The 19,641-nt window shown below is 63.2% G+C and carries 14 protein-coding genes and 2 rRNA genes; 1 reads left to right on the forward strand and 15 read right to left on the reverse strand.

Annotated features, from left to right (window positions below; translation table 11 throughout):
* Positions 1-121: 121 nt before the first annotated feature.
* Positions 122-3,256: ribosomal RNA gene (locus AC4AMJ_RS14140) — 23S ribosomal RNA — on the reverse strand.
* 455 nt (positions 3,257-3,711) lie between these two features.
* Positions 3,712-5,232: ribosomal RNA gene (locus AC4AMJ_RS14145) — 16S ribosomal RNA — on the reverse strand.
* The 16S and 23S rRNA genes sit together here, the layout of an rRNA operon.
* Positions 5,233-5,952: 720 nt before the next feature.
* Here AC4AMJ_RS14145 and mftM point away from each other — a divergent pair.
* Positions 5,953-6,780 (forward strand): mycofactocin oligosaccharide methyltransferase MftM, encoded by an 828-nt coding sequence (gene mftM, locus AC4AMJ_RS14150; RefSeq protein WP_489900553.1) that lies wholly within the window; start codon positions 5,953-5,955, stop codon positions 6,778-6,780.
* A gap of 67 nt (positions 6,781-6,847) precedes the next feature.
* On the opposite strand, the gene AC4AMJ_RS14155 is transcribed toward mftM, so the two are convergent.
* The 13 genes from AC4AMJ_RS14155 to AC4AMJ_RS14215 all read right to left on the reverse strand — a co-directional run bounded on the left by AC4AMJ_RS14155 (position 6,848) and on the right by AC4AMJ_RS14215 (position 19,628).
* Positions 6,848-7,501, reverse strand: coding sequence for a MadR family response regulator transcription factor (locus AC4AMJ_RS14155; RefSeq protein WP_489918335.1), 654 nt, complete (start codon positions 7,499-7,501; stop codon positions 6,848-6,850).
* Positions 7,498-8,949, reverse strand: a complete 1,452-nt coding sequence (locus AC4AMJ_RS14160; protein ID WP_489900551.1) for a MadS family sensor histidine kinase — start codon at positions 8,947-8,949, stop codon at positions 7,498-7,500. The genes AC4AMJ_RS14155 and AC4AMJ_RS14160 overlap by 4 nt, the downstream gene beginning before the upstream one ends.
* Complete coding sequence (locus AC4AMJ_RS14165; protein WP_489900821.1) at positions 8,949-10,109, reverse strand: iron-containing alcohol dehydrogenase; 1,161 nt, start codon at positions 10,107-10,109, stop codon at positions 8,949-8,951. Before AC4AMJ_RS14165 ends, AC4AMJ_RS14160 begins: the two co-directional genes overlap by 1 nt.
* Positions 10,110-10,230: 121 nt before the next feature.
* Entirely contained in the window at positions 10,231-11,754 is a 1,524-nt protein-coding gene (locus AC4AMJ_RS14170) for a VWA domain-containing protein (protein ID WP_489918430.1), read from the reverse strand.
* A gap of 10 nt (positions 11,755-11,764) precedes the next feature.
* Entirely contained in the window at positions 11,765-13,024 is a 1,260-nt protein-coding gene (locus tag AC4AMJ_RS14175; protein WP_489918336.1) for an AAA family ATPase, read from the reverse strand.
* A gap of 124 nt (positions 13,025-13,148) precedes the next feature.
* Positions 13,149-14,441, reverse strand: coding sequence for an NDMA-dependent methanol dehydrogenase (gene mdo, locus AC4AMJ_RS14180; RefSeq protein WP_489900548.1), 1,293 nt, complete (start codon positions 14,439-14,441; stop codon positions 13,149-13,151).
* Between the two features lie 124 nt (positions 14,442-14,565).
* Positions 14,566-15,360, reverse strand: coding sequence for an energy-coupling factor ABC transporter ATP-binding protein (locus tag AC4AMJ_RS14185; RefSeq protein ID WP_489900547.1), 795 nt, complete (start codon positions 15,358-15,360; stop codon positions 14,566-14,568).
* A gap of 23 nt (positions 15,361-15,383) precedes the next feature.
* On the reverse strand, positions 15,384-16,160 hold the full coding sequence (gene cbiQ / locus AC4AMJ_RS14190; protein ID WP_489918337.1) for a cobalt ECF transporter T component CbiQ: 777 nt from the start codon (positions 16,158-16,160) through the stop codon (positions 15,384-15,386).
* 2 nt (positions 16,161-16,162) lie between these two features.
* Positions 16,163-16,558 carry a PDGLE domain-containing protein gene (locus tag AC4AMJ_RS14195; protein ID WP_489900545.1) on the reverse strand — a complete coding sequence of 132 codons (396 nt, stop codon included), beginning with the start codon at positions 16,556-16,558 and terminating at the stop codon, positions 16,163-16,165.
* Entirely contained in the window at positions 16,555-17,280 is a 726-nt protein-coding gene (locus AC4AMJ_RS14200) for an energy-coupling factor ABC transporter permease (RefSeq protein WP_489900544.1), read from the reverse strand. The genes AC4AMJ_RS14195 and AC4AMJ_RS14200 overlap by 4 nt, the downstream gene beginning before the upstream one ends.
* A gap of 91 nt (positions 17,281-17,371) precedes the next feature.
* The gene (locus AC4AMJ_RS14205) at positions 17,372-17,710 is read right to left on the reverse strand and encodes an ArsR/SmtB family transcription factor (protein ID WP_489918338.1); all 339 of its coding nucleotides are present in this window, start codon (positions 17,708-17,710) and stop codon (positions 17,372-17,374) included.
* 4 nt (positions 17,711-17,714) lie between these two features.
* Positions 17,715-18,971, reverse strand: coding sequence for a UDP-N-acetylglucosamine 1-carboxyvinyltransferase (gene murA / locus AC4AMJ_RS14210; protein ID WP_489918339.1), 1,257 nt, complete (start codon positions 18,969-18,971; stop codon positions 17,715-17,717).
* A 9-nt stretch (positions 18,972-18,980) separates the two neighbouring features.
* Positions 18,981-19,628, reverse strand: coding sequence for a cob(I)yrinic acid a,c-diamide adenosyltransferase (locus tag AC4AMJ_RS14215; protein WP_489918340.1), 648 nt, complete (start codon positions 19,626-19,628; stop codon positions 18,981-18,983).
* Positions 19,629-19,641: the final 13 nt, after the last annotated feature.

A 19,641-nucleotide genomic window follows, 5' to 3' on the forward strand; every position in this document is an offset into this window, starting at 1 on the left:
TCAACCAATGGTTACCACTGGTTGAGGGGTTCACGAGGGGCGGAGCCCCCGTGCGTGTTGTTTCAGAAGTGTCATAGTGGATGCGAGCAGAGCTCTATCAGTACTTATCGGTGATAAGTGTTGTTGTAAGTCCTCGGCCGATTAGTACCAGTCACCTACACACATTGCTGTGCTTCCAGTTCTGGCCTATCAACCCCATGGTCTGTGGGGGGCCTTACCCCCTCGAGGGGGTGAGAAACCTCATCTTGGAACAGGCTTCCCGCTTAGATGCTTTCAGCGGTTATCCCTTCCGAACGTAGCTAACCAGCGATGCCCCTGGCGGGACAACTGGCACACCAGAGGTTCGTCCGTCCCGGTCCTCTCGTACTAGGGACAGGTTTCCTCAAGTTTCTGACGCGCGCGGCGGATAGAGACCGAACTGTCTCACGACGTTCTAAACCCAGCTCGCGTGCCGCTTTAATGGGCGAACAGCCCAACCCTTGGGACCTACTCCAGCCCCAGGATGCGACGAGCCGACATCGAGGTGCCAAACCATCCCGTCGATATGGACTCTTGGGGAAGATCAGCCTGTTATCCCCGGGGTACCTTTTATCCGTTGAGCGACACCACTTCCACACGTTGGTGCCGGATCACTAGTCCCGACTTTCGTCCCTGCTCGACATGTACGTCTCACAGTCAAGCTCCCTTGTGCACTTACACTCAACACCTGATTGCCAACCAGGCTGAGGGAACCTTTGGGCGCCTCCGTTACATTTTGGGAGGCAACCGCCCCAGTTAAACTACCCACCAGGCACTGTCCCTGAACCCGATCAGGGTCCGAGGTTAGAAGTCCAATACGATCAGAGTGGTATTTCAACAACGACTCCACAACCACTGGCGTGGCCGCTTCACAGTCTCCCACCTATCCTACACAAACCGAACCGAACACCAATACCAAGCTATAGTGAAGGTCCCGGGGTCTTTTCGTCCTGCCGCGCGTAACGAGCATCTTTACTCGTACTGCAATTTCGCCGAGTCTGTGGTTGAGACAGCAGAGAAGTCGTTACGCCATTCGTGCAGGTCGGAACTTACCCGACAAGGAATTTCGCTACCTTAGGATGGTTATAGTTACCACCGCCGTTTACTGGGGCTTAAATTCTCAGCTTCACACCCCGAAGGGCATTAACCGGTCCTCTTAACCTTCCAGCACCGGGCAGGCGTCAGTCCGTATACATCGTCTTACGACTTCGCACGGACCTGTGTTTTTAGTAAACAGTCGCTTCTCTCTGGTCTCTGCGACCCACACCAGCTCACGCCGCAAGGACGGTCACCGGGATGGGTCCCCCTTCTCCCGAAGTTACGGGGGCATTTTGCCGAGTTCCTTAACCACAGTTCTCTCGATCGCCTTAGTATTCTCTACCTGACCACCTGTGTTGGTTTGGGGTACGGGCCGTGTACCAACTCGCTAGAGGCTTTTCTCGGCAGCATAGGATCATGGATTTCGCCGCAACGGCTACGCATCACCTCTCAGGATATATGTGTGACGGATTTACCTACCACACTCCCTACAGGCTTACACCAGTATTACCACTGACTGGCCCCACTACCTTCCTGCGTCACCCCATCGCTTGCCTACTACCAGCCGAGGTCCCATGCAGCCCCATCCGGTCACCCGAAGGTGATCCATCTGGTTTTGGATGGTTAGTACAACTGATTCAGCATGGACGCCTGTACACGGGTACGGGAATATCAACCCGTTGTCCATCGACTACGCCTGTCGGCCTCGCCTTAGGTCCCGACTCACCCTGGGCGGATTAGCCTGGCCCAGGAACCCTTGGTCATCCGGCGGCAGAGTTTCTCACTCTGCTTTCGCTACTCATGCCTGCATTCTCACTCCCACACCCTCCACCACTAGCTCACGCTGTGGCTTCCAGGGATGCAGGACGCTCCCCTACCCACCCACACCACTGCTCCCCACCCCGCAAGGCGAAGAGAATGACTTGTGTGAGTGCCGCGGCTTCGGCGGTGTACTTGAGCCCCGCTACATTGTCGGCGCAGGATCACTTGACCAGTGAGCTATTACGCACTCTTTCAAGGGTGGCTGCTTCTAAGCCAACCTCCTGGTTGTCTTCGCGACCCCACATCCTTTTCCACTTAGTACACGCTTAGGGGCCTTAGCCGGCGATCTGGGCTGTTTCCCTCTCGACTACGAACCTTATCGCCCGCAGTCTCACTGCCACACTCTCACTTACCGGCATTCGGAGTTTGGCTGACGTCAGTAACCTAGTAGGGCCCATCGGCCATCCAGTAGCTCTACCTCCAGTAAGAAACATGTGACGCTGCACCTAAATGCATTTCGGGGAGAACCAGCTATCACGGAGTTTGATTGGCCTTTCACCCCTACCCACAACTCATCCCCTCCATTTTCAACTGAAGTGGGTTCGGGCCTCCACGACGTCTTACCGACGCTTCACCCTGGCCATGGGTAGATCACTCCGCTTCGGGTCTAGACCCGGCGACTCCACGCCCTATTCAGACTCGCTTTCGCTACGGCTACCCCACACGGGTTAACCTCGCCACCGAGCACTAACTCGCAGGCTCATTCTTCAAAAGGCACGCCATCACCCACAGCCGACCAAACGACTCGCAGGCTTTGACGGATTGTAAGCGTCCGGTTTCAGGTACTATTTCACTCCCCTCCCGGGGTACTTTTCACCTTTCCCTCACGGTACTAGTCCGCTATCGGTCACCAGGAAGTATTCAGGCTTACCGGGTGGTCCCGGCAGATTCACAGCAGATTCCACGAGCCCGCTGCTACTTGGGAGAACATCACGCAAGACCACAGGTTTTCAGCTACCGGACTCTCACCGACTACGGCAGACCATTCCAGGCCACTTCACCTAACCCACAGCTTTATCACTCACGCCCAGACAGGTAGATCTGAGAAGATGAACCCCACAACACCACACACACAACCCCTACCCGGTATCACATGCGCATGGTTTAGCCTCCTCCGCTTTCGCTCGCCACTACTCACGGAATCACAATTGTTTTCTCTTCCTATGGGTACTGAGATGTTTCACTTCCCCACGTTCCCCCCACACAGCCTATACATTCAGCTGGTGGTAACACGACATCACTCGTGCTGGGTTTCCCCATTCGGACACCCTCGGATCACAGCTCGTTTGACAACTCCCCGAGGACTATCGCGGCCTACCACGTCCTTCATCGGCTCCTGGTACCAAGGCATCCACCGAACGCCCTTAAACACTTACAACAACACCTACACCCACAGGGGCTCCGCCCCCCATGCACCCCCAACAGGAGACACACAAGGAAACAACACCCCCCACGAATGTAGAAAAACACACAACAAACTCGAACAAAACACACAAACCAAAAACTATTGATTCAATATGCATTGCAAAATAAAGATGCTCGCATCCACTATGCACTTCTCAAACAACACACACCCACCACCCACACACCTCTGTATGCCCCACCACAGGACACCTCACCAAGGCTGCGCAATGACAGGCCCAGAAGAAACGTGTGTTCCCTCAGAACCCCGATAGTGTGCTGACAACGCCACCCACCTCACAGTGAACAGCCACCCACCCCACCAACCCAGACAGGCCGGCAGAACAGATCTGTTTGATGTTTCACCCTCGAACACACACCCACCGCACGGACACATGCCGGCAGAAATGGGTGATGTTGTGTGCTCCTTAGAAAGGAGGTGATCCAGCCGCACCTTCCGGTACGGCTACCTTGTTACGACTTCGTCCCAATCGCCGATCCCACCTTCGACGGCTCCCTCCACAAGGGTTAGGCCACCGGCTTCGGGTGTTACCGACTTTCATGACGTGACGGGCGGTGTGTACAAGGCCCGGGAACGTATTCACCGCAGCGTTGCTGATCTGCGATTACTAGCGACTCCGACTTCACGGGGTCGAGTTGCAGACCCCGATCCGAACTGAGACCGGCTTTAAGGGATTCGCTCCACCTCACGGTATCGCAGCCCTCTGTACCGGCCATTGTAGCATGTGTGAAGCCCTGGACATAAGGGGCATGATGACTTGACGTCATCCCCACCTTCCTCCGAGTTGACCCCGGCAGTCTCCTGCAAGTCCCCACCATCACGTGCTGGCAATACAGAACAAGGGTTGCGCTCGTTGCGGGACTTAACCCAACATCTCACGACACGAGCTGACGACAGCCATGCACCACCTGTACACCAACCACAAGGGAACAACCATCTCTGGCTGCGTCTGGTGTATGTCAAACCCAGGTAAGGTTCTTCGCGTTGCATCGAATTAATCCACATGCTCCGCCGCTTGTGCGGGCCCCCGTCAATTCCTTTGAGTTTTAGCCTTGCGGCCGTACTCCCCAGGCGGGGTACTTAATGCGTTAGCTACGGCACGGATCCCGTGAAAAGGAACCCACACCTAGTACCCACCGTTTACGGCGTGGACTACCAGGGTATCTAATCCTGTTCGCTACCCACGCTTTCGCTCCTCAGCGTCAGTTACTACCCAGAGACCCGCCTTCGCCACCGGTGTTCCTCCTGATATCTGCGCATTTCACCGCTACACCAGGAATTCCAGTCTCCCCTGTAGTACTCAAGTCTGCCCGTATCGCCTGCACGCCTGCAATTGAGTTGCAGAATTTCACAGACGACGCGACAAACCGCCTACGAGCTCTTTACGCCCAGTAATTCCGGACAACGCTCGCACCCTACGTATTACCGCGGCTGCTGGCACGTAGTTGGCCGGTGCTTCTTCTCCAGGTACCGTCACTCACGCTTCGTCCCTGGTGAAAGAGGTTTACAACCCGAAGGCCGTCATCCCTCACGCGGCGTCGCTGCATCAGGCTTGCGCCCATTGTGCAATATTCCCCACTGCTGCCTCCCGTAGGAGTCTGGGCCGTGTCTCAGTCCCAGTGTGGCCGATCACCCTCTCAGGTCGGCTACCCGTCGTCGCCTTGGTAGGCCATTACCCCACCAACAAGCTGATAGGCCGCGGGCCCATCCCACACCGCAAAAGCTTTCCACCACAGAACATGCATCCCATGGTCATATCCGGTATTAGACCCAGTTTCCCAGGCTTATCCCAGAGTGCAGGGCAGATCACCCACGTGTTACTCACCCGTTCGCCACTCGAGTACCCTGCAAGCAGGGCCTTTCCGTTCGACTTGCATGTGTTAAGCACGCCGCCAGCGTTCGTCCTGAGCCAGGATCAAACTCTCCATGAAAACCTATCGAAAAAGCCGGCGAACCAGCACTTTTCAACACAATCTCAGCCAGAGAGACAAAAACCTGACCAAACAAAAACTAGCAACACCCACCCACACGGGCAGGTGCCACAAAAAAATACATCTCATATCCAAAAACTTGGACACACGATGCCAAACATGGCATCAAACAATCCATCAACACACTATCGAGTTCTCAAAGAACACACACCCACCAGCACCACCCACAAAAAGGCGCTCACCAGCAAGCTTCACGTTCTGCTTCGAATCGCTGCCCGTCTCCGGCGCAACTCTTCCATCCTACCGAACACCCTGCGCGGCCGCAACTCTCAGCTACCAACCGAACAAGAACATCCAGACAACCCAAGACACCATCCACAGCACAAACAACAACCATGAACAACAACTCGGGACGGCCAACACGAAAACCCGGTCTCCACTCCCAGAACCAGCCTCTCGGCCTCCCAGGCGGCGCCGTGGCGCGCTGACTCGAAGAAAGTTACGCAGTTCTCTCGCCAGGGTCAAATCGCCTGCTCAGCGAATGCCGGCTCCGAGTTCTCGCAGCTCACAGGCCTGACACGGGTCGGCAGGCTGCGTGAAACGCGGATATGGGACGCCCGTACCCAAGTGTGATCTGCGCCATGCGACCCGTCCTTTTGGCCAGTTGATGCACCCCGTTGGGCAGTTACCGCAGGCCACGACGATTTCTAGCGTGGAGGTGTGAGCGTCCTCGATTCTCCCGCACCGCCGCGCCGTCGCACGGTCGTGCGCAAGACAAGCAGCGTCCCCTCCGGTTTCCGCACGTCACGGGGTTTTTCGTGGCGCAACCGGGACAACTGCATCGAGATCGCCCACCGACTCGACGTGTCGACCATCTGTGACTCGGCAATGATCTCGGGGCTTTTGCCACTCATCCACGAGGGCGTACTCACGGGACAGGACGATTTCGAGGAAGCCGCCGTCGGGGTCATCCGCACCTCGGCCGGTACCGAGGCGAGAGGCTGGGCCGCGTTCTACGACAACTCCATCGCCGAACTGCGCGCCGGACGCTCCCCCTTCAGTCCTATACATCGTCGGGCCAGGTCGCTGATCAGCGGTACGAGTGTGCTGGAAGTCGGTTCGTGCTTCGGCTTTCTGGCCCTACAGTGCGCGGACGACGGCTACCGAGTGCATGCCTGTGACATCTCGCCAGGTGCTGTCGCACTTGTCCGCGCCCATGCGCAACGACGCCATGCTGCGGTCGACGCCCGGGTCGGCGATGCGACCGCGTTGGCGTATGACACGTCCTCGGTCGACACGGTCACGCTGATCCATCTGCTCGAGCATCTGAACGAGCAGGCCGCGACGACTGCGTTGTCCGAAGCCCTCCGCGTCGCGCGGCAACGAGTCATCGTGGCAGTTCCCTACGAGGAGCATCCGAGTGAGCATTTCGGCCACCTTGTCCAGCTCACCGAGGCACATCTACGACGTTGGGCCGAGCTGGTCGAACACGCCGGCGCCGAGATCTTCCAAGATCACGGCGGTTGGCTCGTCCTGACCCCACGCTGATCAGACCCCTCTCACGTCGAGTGAACCTTGGGCATCGGAGTCGAACCTGTGCCACTGTGCGCACCGGTCAGATGAGTCCTCGCTTGCTGGCGATGTAGACGGCATCGGTGCGCTTGGTGACGCCCAGCTTCCGGATGATGTTGCGGATGTGGAACTTCACGGTCGACTCGGAGATGTACAGCGTTTGCCCAATCCTCTTGTTGGACAGCCCGTCTGCGAGAAGGCGCAGCACCTCGCGCTCGCGGTCGGTCAATGCCTCGGGACCGTCGCCTTCCCCGGAAACGGTGCGGAGCACTATCGCGGCGCTGCGCGGGTCGAAGGCACTGCCACCCCCGGACACGGCCTGGATTGCTCGAACGAGCTCGGTGGTGTCGACGTCCTTGACCACGTACCCGCGAGCTCCGGCCTTGACCGCGCGCACCACGAGGTCGTCGTCGAGGAAGGTGGTGAGGACCAGTGAGGCGACCGATGGATGACGCGACGCGATCTCCCTGATCAGGTGCAGTCCCTCGTATTCGGTGCCCGCGGTGAGTTTGAGGTCCACCACCAGCACGTCGGGTCGGCACCTGGTCACCTCGGCGAGGGCGGCCTCATAGGAATCGGCCTCACCGACCACTGCGATCGACGCCTCCCGATCGAGCAATGACCGCAGCCCCTCGCGCAGCAGCGCGTGGTCATCGACCAGCATCGTGCGTACCGCCGTCGTCTCGGGTGCACTCATGTCGTGATCTCCCGTCTCCGGTTGTCGACCGGCCGGTCACCGCCCACGGGAATCTCGACCCCGAGACGAACACCCCCGAGCCTCGATCGTCGGATGCGGAGGCATCCGCCCAGCTCCTCGGCTCGGGCAGCCATGTTCGCCAGACCGCGGTGCCGGCCGGCGAGGTCACCGAGCTCGGCCGCCCGCAACACTCGTCGCATGTGCCGGGGGTCGCCGTTGCCGTTGTCGTCGACGTTGAGCTGTACGGTGTCGTCTCCGTAAGACAGGGTCAGCCGCGCCGTGGACGCCTCGGCGTGCACGGCGATGTTGAACAGCGCTTCGCCTGCTATGCGCAGGATGGCGTGCTGGACGTCGTCGGGCAGGTCCCGAGGCCGTCCGATCACCCGGACCTCGGTCGCCAGATCGGCGGGCATGTGCATCGAACAGAGACCGTCGAGTACCTCGCCGAGACTCAGTTCACTCACCGACGGTGACTGGTTGAGGGCGTAGATGACCGACCGCAGCTGTTCGACGGCGTCACGGGTCAACCGGCCGGCCACCTCGAGACGCTCGGCGGTCTGTGGGTCGGAGTCGATCCGGCACACCTCGATCTGCATCCCTGCCGAGAGCACCGACTGGGTCACCGAATCATGCAGCTCCCGCGCGATACGTTCGCGCTCCTCGGTCACCAGACGCTGCCGCATGACCGCCGACAACTCTCGCTGGGTGCGTTCGAGTTCCAGATTCCGCGCCGCCAGGTCGCTGGCCTGTTCGGAGGCTTTCGCATACGCTTGCTCCGCCCTGGCCAGCTGATGTCGGGACTCCTCCAGCAGCGCTGCGTTCAGCAGTGCGACCACCGCCTGACGGGCCAGGATGCGCATCACCACCAGATCCGCTGAGTCCACCAACTTCTCGTCGGCGGTCCACGCCGACAGTCCGCCGACCACACGCCCATCCAGGTGCAGTGGTACGTGGACGTGATGATCGTCGACGACGGGTCGCATCAGCTGACCCATCTGGTTGCGCAGGATGTCGTTGAGCCGGTTGAGGACCTCGTCGGGCAGGTGGCCCGGCGTTCGTGCCTTCTGCGCGCCCTCGAAGGCGAGGATCGTTCCGTCGCGGGTCATCATGAGGTGCCGCGGGCCGGTGCGATCGAGTTCGCCGTCGCAGAGTGCGAACACCACCCATTCCGCATCAAGATGTTCATGAACCGCGCGGACCACCGACAGAACCAGGTTCTCCGGCCCTTCGGCGGTTTGCACGAGTGCACGGGAGATTCGGTCCAACGCACCCACGACGCGGGACAGACGCTGCTCGACCCCACGGAACTGGGCGTAATGCGATCCCTTCACCGAGTGCAGGCCCACCAGCGAGTCGAGCTGGTCGCCGGCGGGCAGTTCGTCGCGGACCGACGGATCCGGTCGCAGTTGGGTCAGGCCCTCGTCGGCCCGACCGCTCGCGCCCGACATCAGAGTGCCTCGCGGTAGATGCGCTCGACCTCGGCGGCCGTCGGCTGTCGCGGATTGGTGGTCATGCACGCATCGGCCATGGCATTGGCGGTGAGGATGTCGATGTGTTCCGGACGGACACCCAGCGGCGCCAAGCACGCCGGAAGCCCGACCCGGGCCGCGAGATCCGCGATCCTCTCGGCGAACAGATCGGCGGTGGCGTAGGCCGACGACGAGGCGGCGATGCCCACTGCTTTCGCGAGGTCGACGTATGGCTGCGGGTCCTGCTCCGCATTGAACCGGATCACGTGTGGGAGCAGTACCGCATTGATCGCACCGTGCGGGGCGTCGCACAACCCACCCACCGGGTGACTCATCGCGTGGGTGGCGCCGAGGATGGCGTTCGTGAAGGCCATTCCCGCCTCCAACGCCGCATACGCCATGTCCAGTCCCGCATCCGGGTCCGCGGGATCGTCGACGAGCCGTTCGATGCTCCGCCACGCGGTGGCGATCGCGGACAGCGCAGCGGTATCGGTCAGTCTGGTGTGGGCCACCGATGCGAATGCCTCGATGCAATGTGTGATGGCGTCGAGCCCTGATTGCGCGACCACCGCGGGAGGCAGCGTCGACAGCGTGCGTGGGTCGATCACCGAGACATCGGGCACCAATCCCCGCCCGATGATGGTGACCTTGGTGCGTCGGTCGACATCGTTGATGATGCAGAACTGCGAGACGTCGGATCCGCTGCCTGCGGTCGTGGGCGCCGCGACCACAGGAGGCAGGGGCCGTCGCGCGCGGTCGATCCCCTCGTACTCGAGGATGTGTCCGCCGTTGGCGGCCAGGATCGCCACCCCTTTGGCTGCGTCGATCACCGATCCGCCGCCCAGCGCGACAATGCCCTCGCACCGCGATTCGTCATAGTGTTCGAGCGCGGCGGACACCTCGGACGCCCGCGGGTTCGGCGAAACCCCGGTGAACGAATAGACCTGCAGCCCAGCAGTTCTCAGGCGGTCGGCAAGTTCCGGGTACCACGGCGTGGACATGATCGGACGATCCGAGACGATCATCAGCCGGCGTATCCCCAGTCCCTCCGCCGCCCGCGGCACCTCGGCCAGCGACCCGTGACCGATGATGATCTCCGGGGTGTGGAACTTGGCGATGCGTACGGCGGCCCGCGTCATGGTGCCGCCCGACTCGGTTCGCACATCACCTCACCTGACCCGCCGTTCCAGACGCACGCACGCTCACCACTCAGGAAGCGCGCACGCCCTATGGACGCGATCCTACGCGGCAGCGGCCTCCTCACACGCCACTCATGTCGACGGAGACCTGTTCGAGCGCGGACAGATCGTGGACCACGTGAACCCGATCGCACAGTGTCGCGTAGGCGGGCAGATCGCACGAGCCAAGGCCCCACGAATAGCTCGGTTCCGGGGTGATCCAGATGGTCTCGCGGGCTCGCCGGGTGATCTCCTCGAACGCGCCGAGGTTCGGATCGCGGCCGTTTGTTCGCCCGTCCCCGAGAACGATGACCGTGGTGCGCCGGTTGACGGCCCCGCCGAACTCCTCCAGGAAAGTGCCCAACGCATTGCCGTAGTCGGAGTCCGCGTCGACATCGAGGACGCCGCCGGCCGGTAGACCCGACAACACCAGCGACAGCGCCTCTTCCGGCGGGTGCTCGGCGAAGAGGTCGGTGATCTCCACCAGGTCGGAGACGAAGGCGAACGATCGGACATGAGCGACCATGCTCTGCAGCCCGTGCACGAGTTGCAGCGTGAACCTGGCCGCCGAGCGCACCGACAGCGAGACATCGGTGAGCACCAGCAGGCTCGGCCGGTCGGTCACCTTCGCCACGGTGATGGGACGGAACGGCACACCGTCGTAGCGGAGGTTCGCGCGCATCGTGCGCGCGGCATCGACCGTGCCACGAGCAGCGAGCTTGCGACGGGCACGCGGCGCGCCGTGCAGGCTCCGGATCAGCCGACGGATGGAGTCCTCGAAGCTCGCCCGCTCGGACTCATGGATCACGTCGCGCACCGAGGCCTTCACCTCACGGCTCTCGAGTTCGTGGTCGGTCGCCATCAGCTGTTCGAGGTGGTCGCGGAGTTTCTCCGGCAAACCGTCGAGGAGGCCGGCCAGCGCGCTGCGCAGGGCCGCGAGTTCCTCGACGTCCGGCTGCGGCGCTGACGGGTCGTCGTTGTCGAGCCACTCCAGCAGCGCCATCTCCTGTGCCACCGAGAGTTCCGCGTCGAGCTGAGTGGGGTTGCCGGACACCAGCTCGCCGGGCCGACCCGGATTCTGCAGCCGCGACACCGTGAGCTGGACCCGCGCGGCGGCCTCGGAGTTCGGCACATCGTCGGACGAGAGGACGATCTCGTCGGTGAGCGAGGCCATGTCGAGCTTGTTGGCCTCCTGATGGAGGTTGTACTGCTCGGCGAGGTCCTCCGGGTCGAAGTACTGTCGGATGTTCGACGGCGGACCATGGCTGTGGCCCTGTTGCGGCGTCTGGCCGACCTCGTCGGACAGCGTGTACTCCTCGAGTTCGCCGGTGTCACTGAGATCGTCGTGGCTGTGCGAATGTCCGTGGCCGTCATCGGCGTCCACCACGGCCCGTAGACCGAAGAATCGGTCGAAGACCTGATTGAACGTCGCCTCATCCCGGCGGTCCTTGATCAGACAGACCTCGAGCGCTGAGCGCATCAGCTCCCGGTCGCCGAGGATCTCCGACGTGCCGGTGGCGCGCATCGCGTCCATCGCCTCGGACACCCCGATACGTATCCCGTGCAGCCGGAGCAGCCGGACGAAGCGATGAATGGCCCCTTCCATCTCGGCCCGCCTAGAACGGACGCTTGCGCGCGTCGCCACGCGCCTTGAAGGACCGACTGCCCTGTCCCGGGCTCACCCCACCACGGGTACCCGCGTCGTTGTGGCTGCCCGGTGACCCGTAGTAGTCGTCGGCGTGCCGGCCGGGCTGATCCTTGGCGGCACGCTTGGCCGGCCCCGAATGCTCCCCGTGGTCGTGGTCGTGGTCGTGGCCATGCCCGTGTGAGTGTCCATGGCCGTGGGAGTGGCCGTGCAGATGCTCGGGCACTTCGGCGTTCGGATCGACGAGCCTCGGCATGGCGTCGATGGCCCGCGTCAGATCGCGGTCGTATTTGACCACCACGTTGGCGGTATCGGAGAGGATCTCGGCTGTGAGGTCGTCGGCACCGAGAACGGCCAGGGTGCGGGCCCAGTCGATCGCCTCGGAGATGCTCGGCGCCTTGCGGAGATCGAGTCCCCGGAGGCCTCGGACGATCTCCACGAGCTTGGCCGCCAGCGTCTCGGACAGGCCGGTGTTCTTCGACTTGATGATCTCGAGTTCGCGCGCCGCCTCCGGGTAGTCCAGGGACAGGTGCAGGCAGCGCCGCTTGAGCGCCGCCGAGAGATCCCGGGTGTTGTTCGAGGTCAGCACGATCATCGGCTGGTGGGTCGCCAGGAACGTCCCGATCTCGGGCACCGAGACCTGGTACTCGGCCAGCAACTCCAGCAGCACCGCCTCCAGCGCCTCGTCGGCGCGGTCCACCTCGTCGATCAGCAACACCACAGGCCGCTCGGACCGGACCGCCTGCAGCAGCGGGCGCGGGGACAGGAAGCGCTCGGAGAAGAAGACGCTCTCCTCGGCCCCGATCCGATCCACGGCCTCGGCCAGGGTGGATGCGTCGGCGACCACCTGGCTGATCTTCTCCCGGAGCACCTGGGTGTACAGCAACTGCTTGCCGTAGTCCCACTCGTAGAGCGCGGTGGTCTCGTCCTGCCCCTCGTAGCACTGCAGTCGGAGCAGTTCGCGCCCGGTCACTTCTGCGAGGGTTTTCGCCAACTGCGTCTTGCCGACGCCCGCCGGACCCTCGAGCAGTATCGGTTTGCCCAACCGGCTCTGCAGGAACACGGTCGTGGCGAGCCGCTGATCGGCGAGATAGCCGGCGGCGGAGAACCGGTCGACCACGTCGGCGACGTCGGTGAACTCGAGGCCCTTCGTGACGCTCGCAGGCTCGCTCCTCAGGGAGCCACCAGACGGGGTGACATCGGCGGTGTCGTCGGCGAACTGCACGGACATGGGTGTCTCCGGTTCTCTGGGTTGCTGGTTCATCGGCTGACTCTTTGGTGGTATGGAAGCGGATGGCGGACCCGGGTCGGGGGCAGTGGGTCCGCCATCCGCCGTCTACGTAGAGGGTTTACCTCTACGAGATCAGCTCGTCCAGGTCACCGTTGAAGGCATGGTCCACAACGGGTCGGACGGTCTCGAAGGTGCACTCCTTGGGGTTGCCCGGCGTGCAGGCGTCGCCGAGGACGTGATTGGTGATCGCGTCGATGGAGTCCGGCGCACCCGAGATCTCCTTGCGGTTCTCATAGAACTTGGTCGGCCCCTGGCCGAGGCGGTTCTTGATGTGCGAGTCCTGCGTGACATCGGTGAACTTCTCCGGGATGCCCACGTCGCGCAGCAGTCGGATCGCCGCGTTCAGCGCCTGGTCGGCGGCCTGCACCTTGGTCATTCCGTGGGTGTCGACACCCATCGCCTCGGCGAGATCGGCGAATCGGTCGTAGAGAACCGGCATGTTGAACGCCCACACTCGAGGTAGCGCGATCGCGTTGTTGAGACCGTGATGGGTGTCGTAGAACGCCGACACGGCATGGCTGATGGAGTGGATGATGCCGAGTCCGCCCGAGTTGAAGGCCTGTGCCGCAATGTATTGCGCGTACATCATGCCTTCGCGACCCTCGAGCTCGGTCGGGTTCCAGGTTGCCTCGCGGAGATGACGGGCGGTGAGGCGCACGGCATGCAGCGCATTGCCCATCGACGGCGGGAAGTTCAGTCGCGAGACGTACGGCTCGGAGGCATGCGCGAGAACGTCGAAGCCGCACTGTGCGGTGAAGGCGACCGGGCAATCGTAGTAGAGCACCGGGTCGTCGATGGCCAGCGTCGTGACCGACGCATCGTCGAAGGCGACGTACTTGTGCGGCTTGTCCGGATCGGTGGTGGTGTCGGTGATGACGTAGGCCCAGGAGGTCTCCGAACCGGTGCCCGCGGTGGTGGACACGGCGATGTGCGGAGGGTTCTTCGGGTTCTCGCTCTTGTTGAAGCCCTCGAACTCGTTGATGTTACGACCGTCGTGGGCCACCGAGATCCGGGCGCCCTTACACGCGTCGTGCGCCGAACCGCCGCCGATGGAGATGAACGAATCGCACTGCTCCGAGTTGTACAGCGCCACGGCATCCATGACGTTGTAGTCCTTCGGATTCGACTCGACCTTGTCGAACAGGACCACCTCGAGTCCGTGGTACTTGCACGATTCGACGATCTTGTGAACGGTGTCGCTGCCGCGCAGGCCGGTCGTCATCACCAGCGTCCGCTTGAAACCCAGTTTCAGCGCCTCCGGACCGATCATCTCGTGAGCGCCCGGGCCCATCATCGCCCGCGGGAACGGATGGAATTCTTTGATGGGGAATGGTTTCAGTAATTCGTCGACCTGCATGATGACCTGACCTCCTGCGCGGTGCGCATCTTCAACGTCGGTTGTGGAACACCGGCGACGTTACGCGCGTCACACTGGCGGACAACAGATCTCGACCAGAGAACCGTCCGTTACGACCCCAGGGCTACCCGGTCGGCAAGCGGGGCCCTGTCCGATCGGACAGGTCGGCCATCGTGGCGACGTCGAATCCCCAGGGCAGCTCGAGCCGATGGCGGCGCAGGGTCTCGGCGTCGGCGAGGATCTCGTGGATCGAGCCGTCGGCGACGATCCTCCCCTCGTCGACCACCACGGCACGATCGCACAGCTGTGCCGCGTACGGCAGATCGTGCGTCACAACCAGCATCGTCGTGTTCAACCGGAGCAGCGTCTCGGCGAGCTCGCGGCGAGCCACCGGATCGAGGTTGGCCGACGGCTCATCGAGCACCAGGATGTCCGGGCGACATGCGAGCACCGTCGCCAGCGCGCCACGTCGCCGCTGACCACCCGACAGATGGTGAGGACTTCGCTGCGCATGCTCGGTCATTCCGACCTCGGCGAGGGCGGTCTCCACCCGATCGACCAGATCTTGGCCCGTGACGCCGAAGTTCGCCGGCCCGAACGCGACATCCTCGGCCAGTGTCGGCATGAACAACTGATCGTCCGGATCCTGGAACACGAGCCCCACCTCGCGCCGAACGTCCCGCAGTGTCTTCCGCTCGACCGGCCTGCCGTTGATGCGGATCTGTCCCCCGGTCGGCAACAGAACCCCGTTGAGGTGCAACATCAGCGTGGTCTTGCCCGCACCATTGGGTCCGAGCAGCGCCACCCGCTCACCCGGCCGGACCGTGAGATCGATCCCGTCCAGGGCCACCCGGCCATCCGGATAGGCGAAGCGGATACTGTCCGCCTCGATCGCGAAGCAGTCGTCGGCCCGAGTCATATGCGCATCCAATCGAAGTCGGATCATCTTGTCCCCCAAGAGATGACGGCGGTGGCGACGGCCAGGAGGGCGGGCAACGCGAACACCACCCATTGTGTCGACGTCGCCCGGGCCGCTCCGGTAACGCCGGGCATCTCCGGCACCACACCCGTGTATCCACGCGACACCATCGCGAGATGGACCCGCTCGCCGCGTTCATATGACCGGAGGAACACCGCTCCGACCCCTTTCGCGATCGCGCCCGCCTGATGAAGCATCCGCGGCGAGTCTCCGCGGGCCAGGCGCGCGATGTGCATCCGACGGATTTCCTCGGACAGCAGGTCGGTGTAGCGCAGCATCATCACGATCACCGGGGTCAGCGTCGACGGCATACCGAGTCGGGACAGCGCCAGCGGCAATTGCCGGGCCGGCGTCGTCGCGGCGAACGTGAGCGACGCCGCGATGCCGATCGTGCCCTTGATGACGATTCCCCATGCGGCATACAGCCCGGAGACCGACAGGGATAGACCCCAGATGTCGATGCGTTCACCACCTTCGGCGAACGGCAACAGCACGGCCAGAACGACGAAGGGCGCTTCGATCAGCATCCGGGGCAGAATCCAGCGCATCGGAACGTCGCCGATCCGCCAGACCACGGCCAGGATGACCGCAAACACCGCGTACGGCCAGAACAACTCGCGGGGGGTGGCCACCACGGCGAAGACGAAGACGACCAGGCAGGCCAGCTTCACCTCCGCAGGCGCTCGGTGGACCGTCGAGTCACCTGCCCGATACACGGAATGTGCATGTCCGGCCCCCACGGTCAGTGCCCGTCGTCGCCGGCTGACCGGCCGGAACGCGCCGAACGCCTGGAGGCTATCAGCCAGAACAGACCTCCGGCGACAACCAGGGTGACCAGCACCCCGATGACCCCGGCGATCCCGTTGGTATGTCCGATCCCGCGCACCGAGTAACCGGCCAGCGGCGAGGATGCCATGGCATGGTCGGTCGCGTGCTGGGCGATGCAACTGCCCGCCAGTCGCTCACGACCGTCGACCGTCACCGTCTGACACCCGCGCAACGTCGCCGAGTCGAGTCCGTCGGGCGATGAACTCGCGGCGTAGGACACGATGCCGGCGATCAACACGGCTGCGACCGCGAACAGCGCCAGAAACGTTGTGCGCGTGATGCGCCCAGATGCGACCGGATGGCTGGTCATGCCGGTACCCGCATCGCCTCGACGCGCTGATCTCGCGTCCGCAACAGGTAGACCAGATCCGGCCGGGCGCGGGCAACCGCGATCACCGTCACCGCCGTGATCAGCCCCTCCCCTGAGCCGATCAAGGCGTGTGTGCCCCACATGTAGGCCGCCACGGTCCCCAACGACTCGGTGGCCGCTCCACCGAGCGCATACTCGACGATGAATCCCGTTGCCGCTGCGACTGTTCCGCACAGCGCCGCGACAAAGGCGACCACACCGAGTCGTCTCACCGAAGCGCCGTGCCGCCCGATCAGCCGATACGCGACGACCGCCACGAGGTAGCCGACGCCGGTCGAGATCAAAGCCATGTTGATGATGTTCGGCCCGAGTGCCGTGACGCCGCCGTCGGCGAACAGGAGAGCCTGGACGACCAGCACGATGGCGATGCACAGCGCCCCGGTGTACGGGCCGACGAGGATGGCCGCCAACGCTCCACCGAGCAGGTGACCGCTGACTCCGGGCAGGATCGGGAAGTTGATCATCTGCACAGCGAAGATGAACGCGGCAACCAGGCCCGCCATCGGGACCGTCTTCTCGTCGAGGTCGGTACGGGCACGCCATACACAGAACGCGAGGCCCGCGAGGGCGATCACCCCGAAGAGAGCCGAGAACGGCGCATTGATGATGCCGTCGCTCATGTGCATCGCGACGACGGTCGATGTAGGTGTCGGCGTGGACATGGACTGAAGGTAAGTCCGCCACAGACATCTGTCTACTTATTCAGATGTTTAAGTGAACAGACTGGCCGATTGGTCAGGTACCGGACTCGACCTACGAGTGTCCGGCACCCATCCAGTGCAGGAGTCGGTGGACCGTGTCGTCGTCGAGCCGATAACTGACCGACCGTCCCACCCGCGTCGAGCTGACCCACCCCTGGTGCCGGAGAACCCGAAGCGCCTGCGAGACCGCGGTCTCGGTGCGACCCACCGCCGCTGCCAGATCCCCGACGATGATCCCCGGCCGCCGGTGCAAAACGATCAGGATCTCGAGGCGATGCGGGTCGGAGAGCAGATCGAATCGTTTGGACCACTCGGCGATGTCCACTTCCACCGGCGACGGGTCGCCGGGTGTGTCCCCCGGCGCCTCGGAATGGATGTGCTCGCGAGCCATCCGGTCAGCCGCCGACCCGCTCGATCTCGCCGCCGAGGCGACGAAGATTCTCCACGAACCTGGGGTAGCCGCGATCGATGTGCTCGACGTCGTGCACCTCGGTGACGCCGTCGGCCACGAGTCCGGCGAGCACGAGTCCCGCGCCCGCACGGATGTCCGAACACCACACCGGCGCACTGGAGAGCCGCTCGATGCCCCGCAGCACCGCGTGATGACCGTCGGTCCGGGCGTCGGCGCCAAGGCGAACCATCTCCTCGACGAAACGGAACCGGGCCTCGAAGACGTTCTCGGTGATCACCGACATCCCATCGGCGATCGATGCCATCCCGATGGCCATCGGCTGCAGGTCCGTCGGGAATCCGGGAAACGGAAGTGTCGATACGTTCACCGCAGTCGGCCGGCGTTCCTGTCGGACCCGGAAACCGTCGGAGAAACGGTCGACCTGCGCACCGGCGTCGCCGAACTTGTTGAGAACCAGTTGCAGATGTTCGGGCGCAACCCCCCGCACGGTCACATCCCCGCGAGTCATGACCGCAGCGATCCCCCACGTCGCGCCGACGATCCGGTCGCCGACCACGCGATGAGTCGTCGGGTGGAGCCGGTCGACCCCGGTCACCTCGAGCGTCGACGTCCCGGCTCCCTCGATCAGCGCGCCCATCTGCTGCAGCATCACACAGAGATCGACGATCTCGGGCTCACGCGCCGCGTTGTCGATGGTGGTCACGCCGTCGGCGAGCACTGCCGCCATCAGGATGTTCTCGGTCGCGCCCACCGACGGGAACTCAAGGGCGACCGGCGCTCCGACCAGCGCATCGGCTTCCGCGACGACACATCCGTGCTCGATGGAGCTGTGGGCACCCAACGCGCGCAGTCCCGCCTGATGCATGTCGAGCGGGCGCGATCCGATCGCGTCCCCGCCGGGCAGCGCCACCACCGCACGATGACAACGCGCCATCAGTGGTCCGAGCACACACACCGACGCCCGGAACTGCTTCACCGCGTCGAAGTCCGCATGAAACTTCGGTTCGGCCGGCGCCTCGATCATCACGGTGTCACCGTCGATCGTGACGACCGCGCCGAGTCCACGCAGGACATCGGCCATCAGCGGTACGTCGGCGATCTCCGGTGAGTTCGTCAATGTGGTCGTGCCCTCGGCGAGCAGAGATGCCGCCATCAGCTTGAGCACACTGTTCTTGGCGCCACCCACAGACACCTCGCCCGACAGACGGGCTCCCCCGGACACCAGAAAGCGATCACTCACGGTGCCACCTTAGCCGTCACCATCGGCGCCTCCACGGGCGCCGCGGCCGCGCTCGCGCGCGGGCGGTCGTCGGCGATCGCCACCGGGAACCCATTTCACGTCGCCGGTGCCGTGCGGCGGACGATTGGCCACGCGAGACAGGATGAACAAGAGATCCGACAGCCGGTTCAGGTACCGGGCCGGCAACACGTTCGTCGTGGCCGGGTCCGCCTCCACGGCCGCCCACGCCGATCGCTCCGCCCGGCGACTCACCGTGCGCGCATGGTGCAGCAGAGCGCTCAACCGGCTCCCGCCCGGCAGGATGAACGAATCCAGCGCGGGCAGGTCGTCACCGAACTGATCACACCAGACCTCGAGAGCATCGATGTAGTCCTGCTCGATACGCAACGGCGGATACTCGGGATCCGGCACCACCGGCGTGGCGAGGTCGGCACCGGCGTCGAACAGGTCGTTCTGGATGGTCGTCAGCACCTCGGCGATCTCCGCGGGCACGTCATCGCCCAGAGCCAGCGCCATGCTGATCACGGCGTTCGCCTCGTCGCAGTCTGCGTAGGCGGCGACCCGGACGTCGGTCTTGGCAACCCGGGAGAAGTCGCTGAGGCCGGTGGTGCCGTCGTCACCGGTCCTTGTGTAGATGCGCGTCAGATGTACTGCCATGAACCCGAATCTA

This window comes from Gordonia sp. LMA484, from assembly GCF_058129505.1.

What these genes read in the sequence shown, in the direction of transcription:
- AC4AMJ_RS14175 (WP_489918336.1), bottom strand. Translation starts at nt 13,024, where the DNA reads ATGTCCGTGCAGTTCGCCGACGACACCGCCGATGTCACCCCGTCTGGT.
- AC4AMJ_RS14170 (WP_489918430.1), bottom strand. Translation starts at nt 11,754, where the DNA reads ATGGAAGGGGCCATTCATCGCTTCGTCCGGCTGCTCCGGCTGCACGGG.
- AC4AMJ_RS14185 (WP_489900547.1), bottom strand. Translation starts at nt 15,360, where the DNA reads ATGACTCGGGCCGACGACTGCTTCGCGATCGAGGCGGACAGTATCCGC.
- AC4AMJ_RS14155 (WP_489918335.1), bottom strand. Translation starts at nt 7,501, where the DNA reads ATGAGTGCACCCGAGACGACGGCGGTACGCACGATGCTGGTCGATGAC.
- AC4AMJ_RS14195 (WP_489900545.1), bottom strand. Translation starts at nt 16,558, where the DNA reads ATGACCAGCCATCCGGTCGCATCTGGGCGCATCACGCGCACAACGTTT.
- AC4AMJ_RS14205 (WP_489918338.1), bottom strand. Translation starts at nt 17,710, where the DNA reads ATGGCTCGCGAGCACATCCATTCCGAGGCGCCGGGGGACACACCCGGC.
- AC4AMJ_RS14165 (WP_489900821.1), bottom strand. Translation starts at nt 10,109, where the DNA reads ATGACGCGGGCCGCCGTACGCATCGCCAAGTTCCACACCCCGGAGATC.
- mdo (WP_489900548.1), bottom strand. Translation starts at nt 14,441, where the DNA reads ATGCAGGTCGACGAATTACTGAAACCATTCCCCATCAAAGAATTCCAT.
- AC4AMJ_RS14200 (WP_489900544.1), bottom strand. Translation starts at nt 17,280, where the DNA reads ATGTCCACGCCGACACCTACATCGACCGTCGTCGCGATGCACATGAGC.
- AC4AMJ_RS14160 (WP_489900551.1), bottom strand. Translation starts at nt 8,949, where the DNA reads ATGTCGGGCGCGAGCGGTCGGGCCGACGAGGGCCTGACCCAACTGCGA.
- AC4AMJ_RS14215 (WP_489918340.1), bottom strand. Translation starts at nt 19,628, where the DNA reads ATGGCAGTACATCTGACGCGCATCTACACAAGGACCGGTGACGACGGC.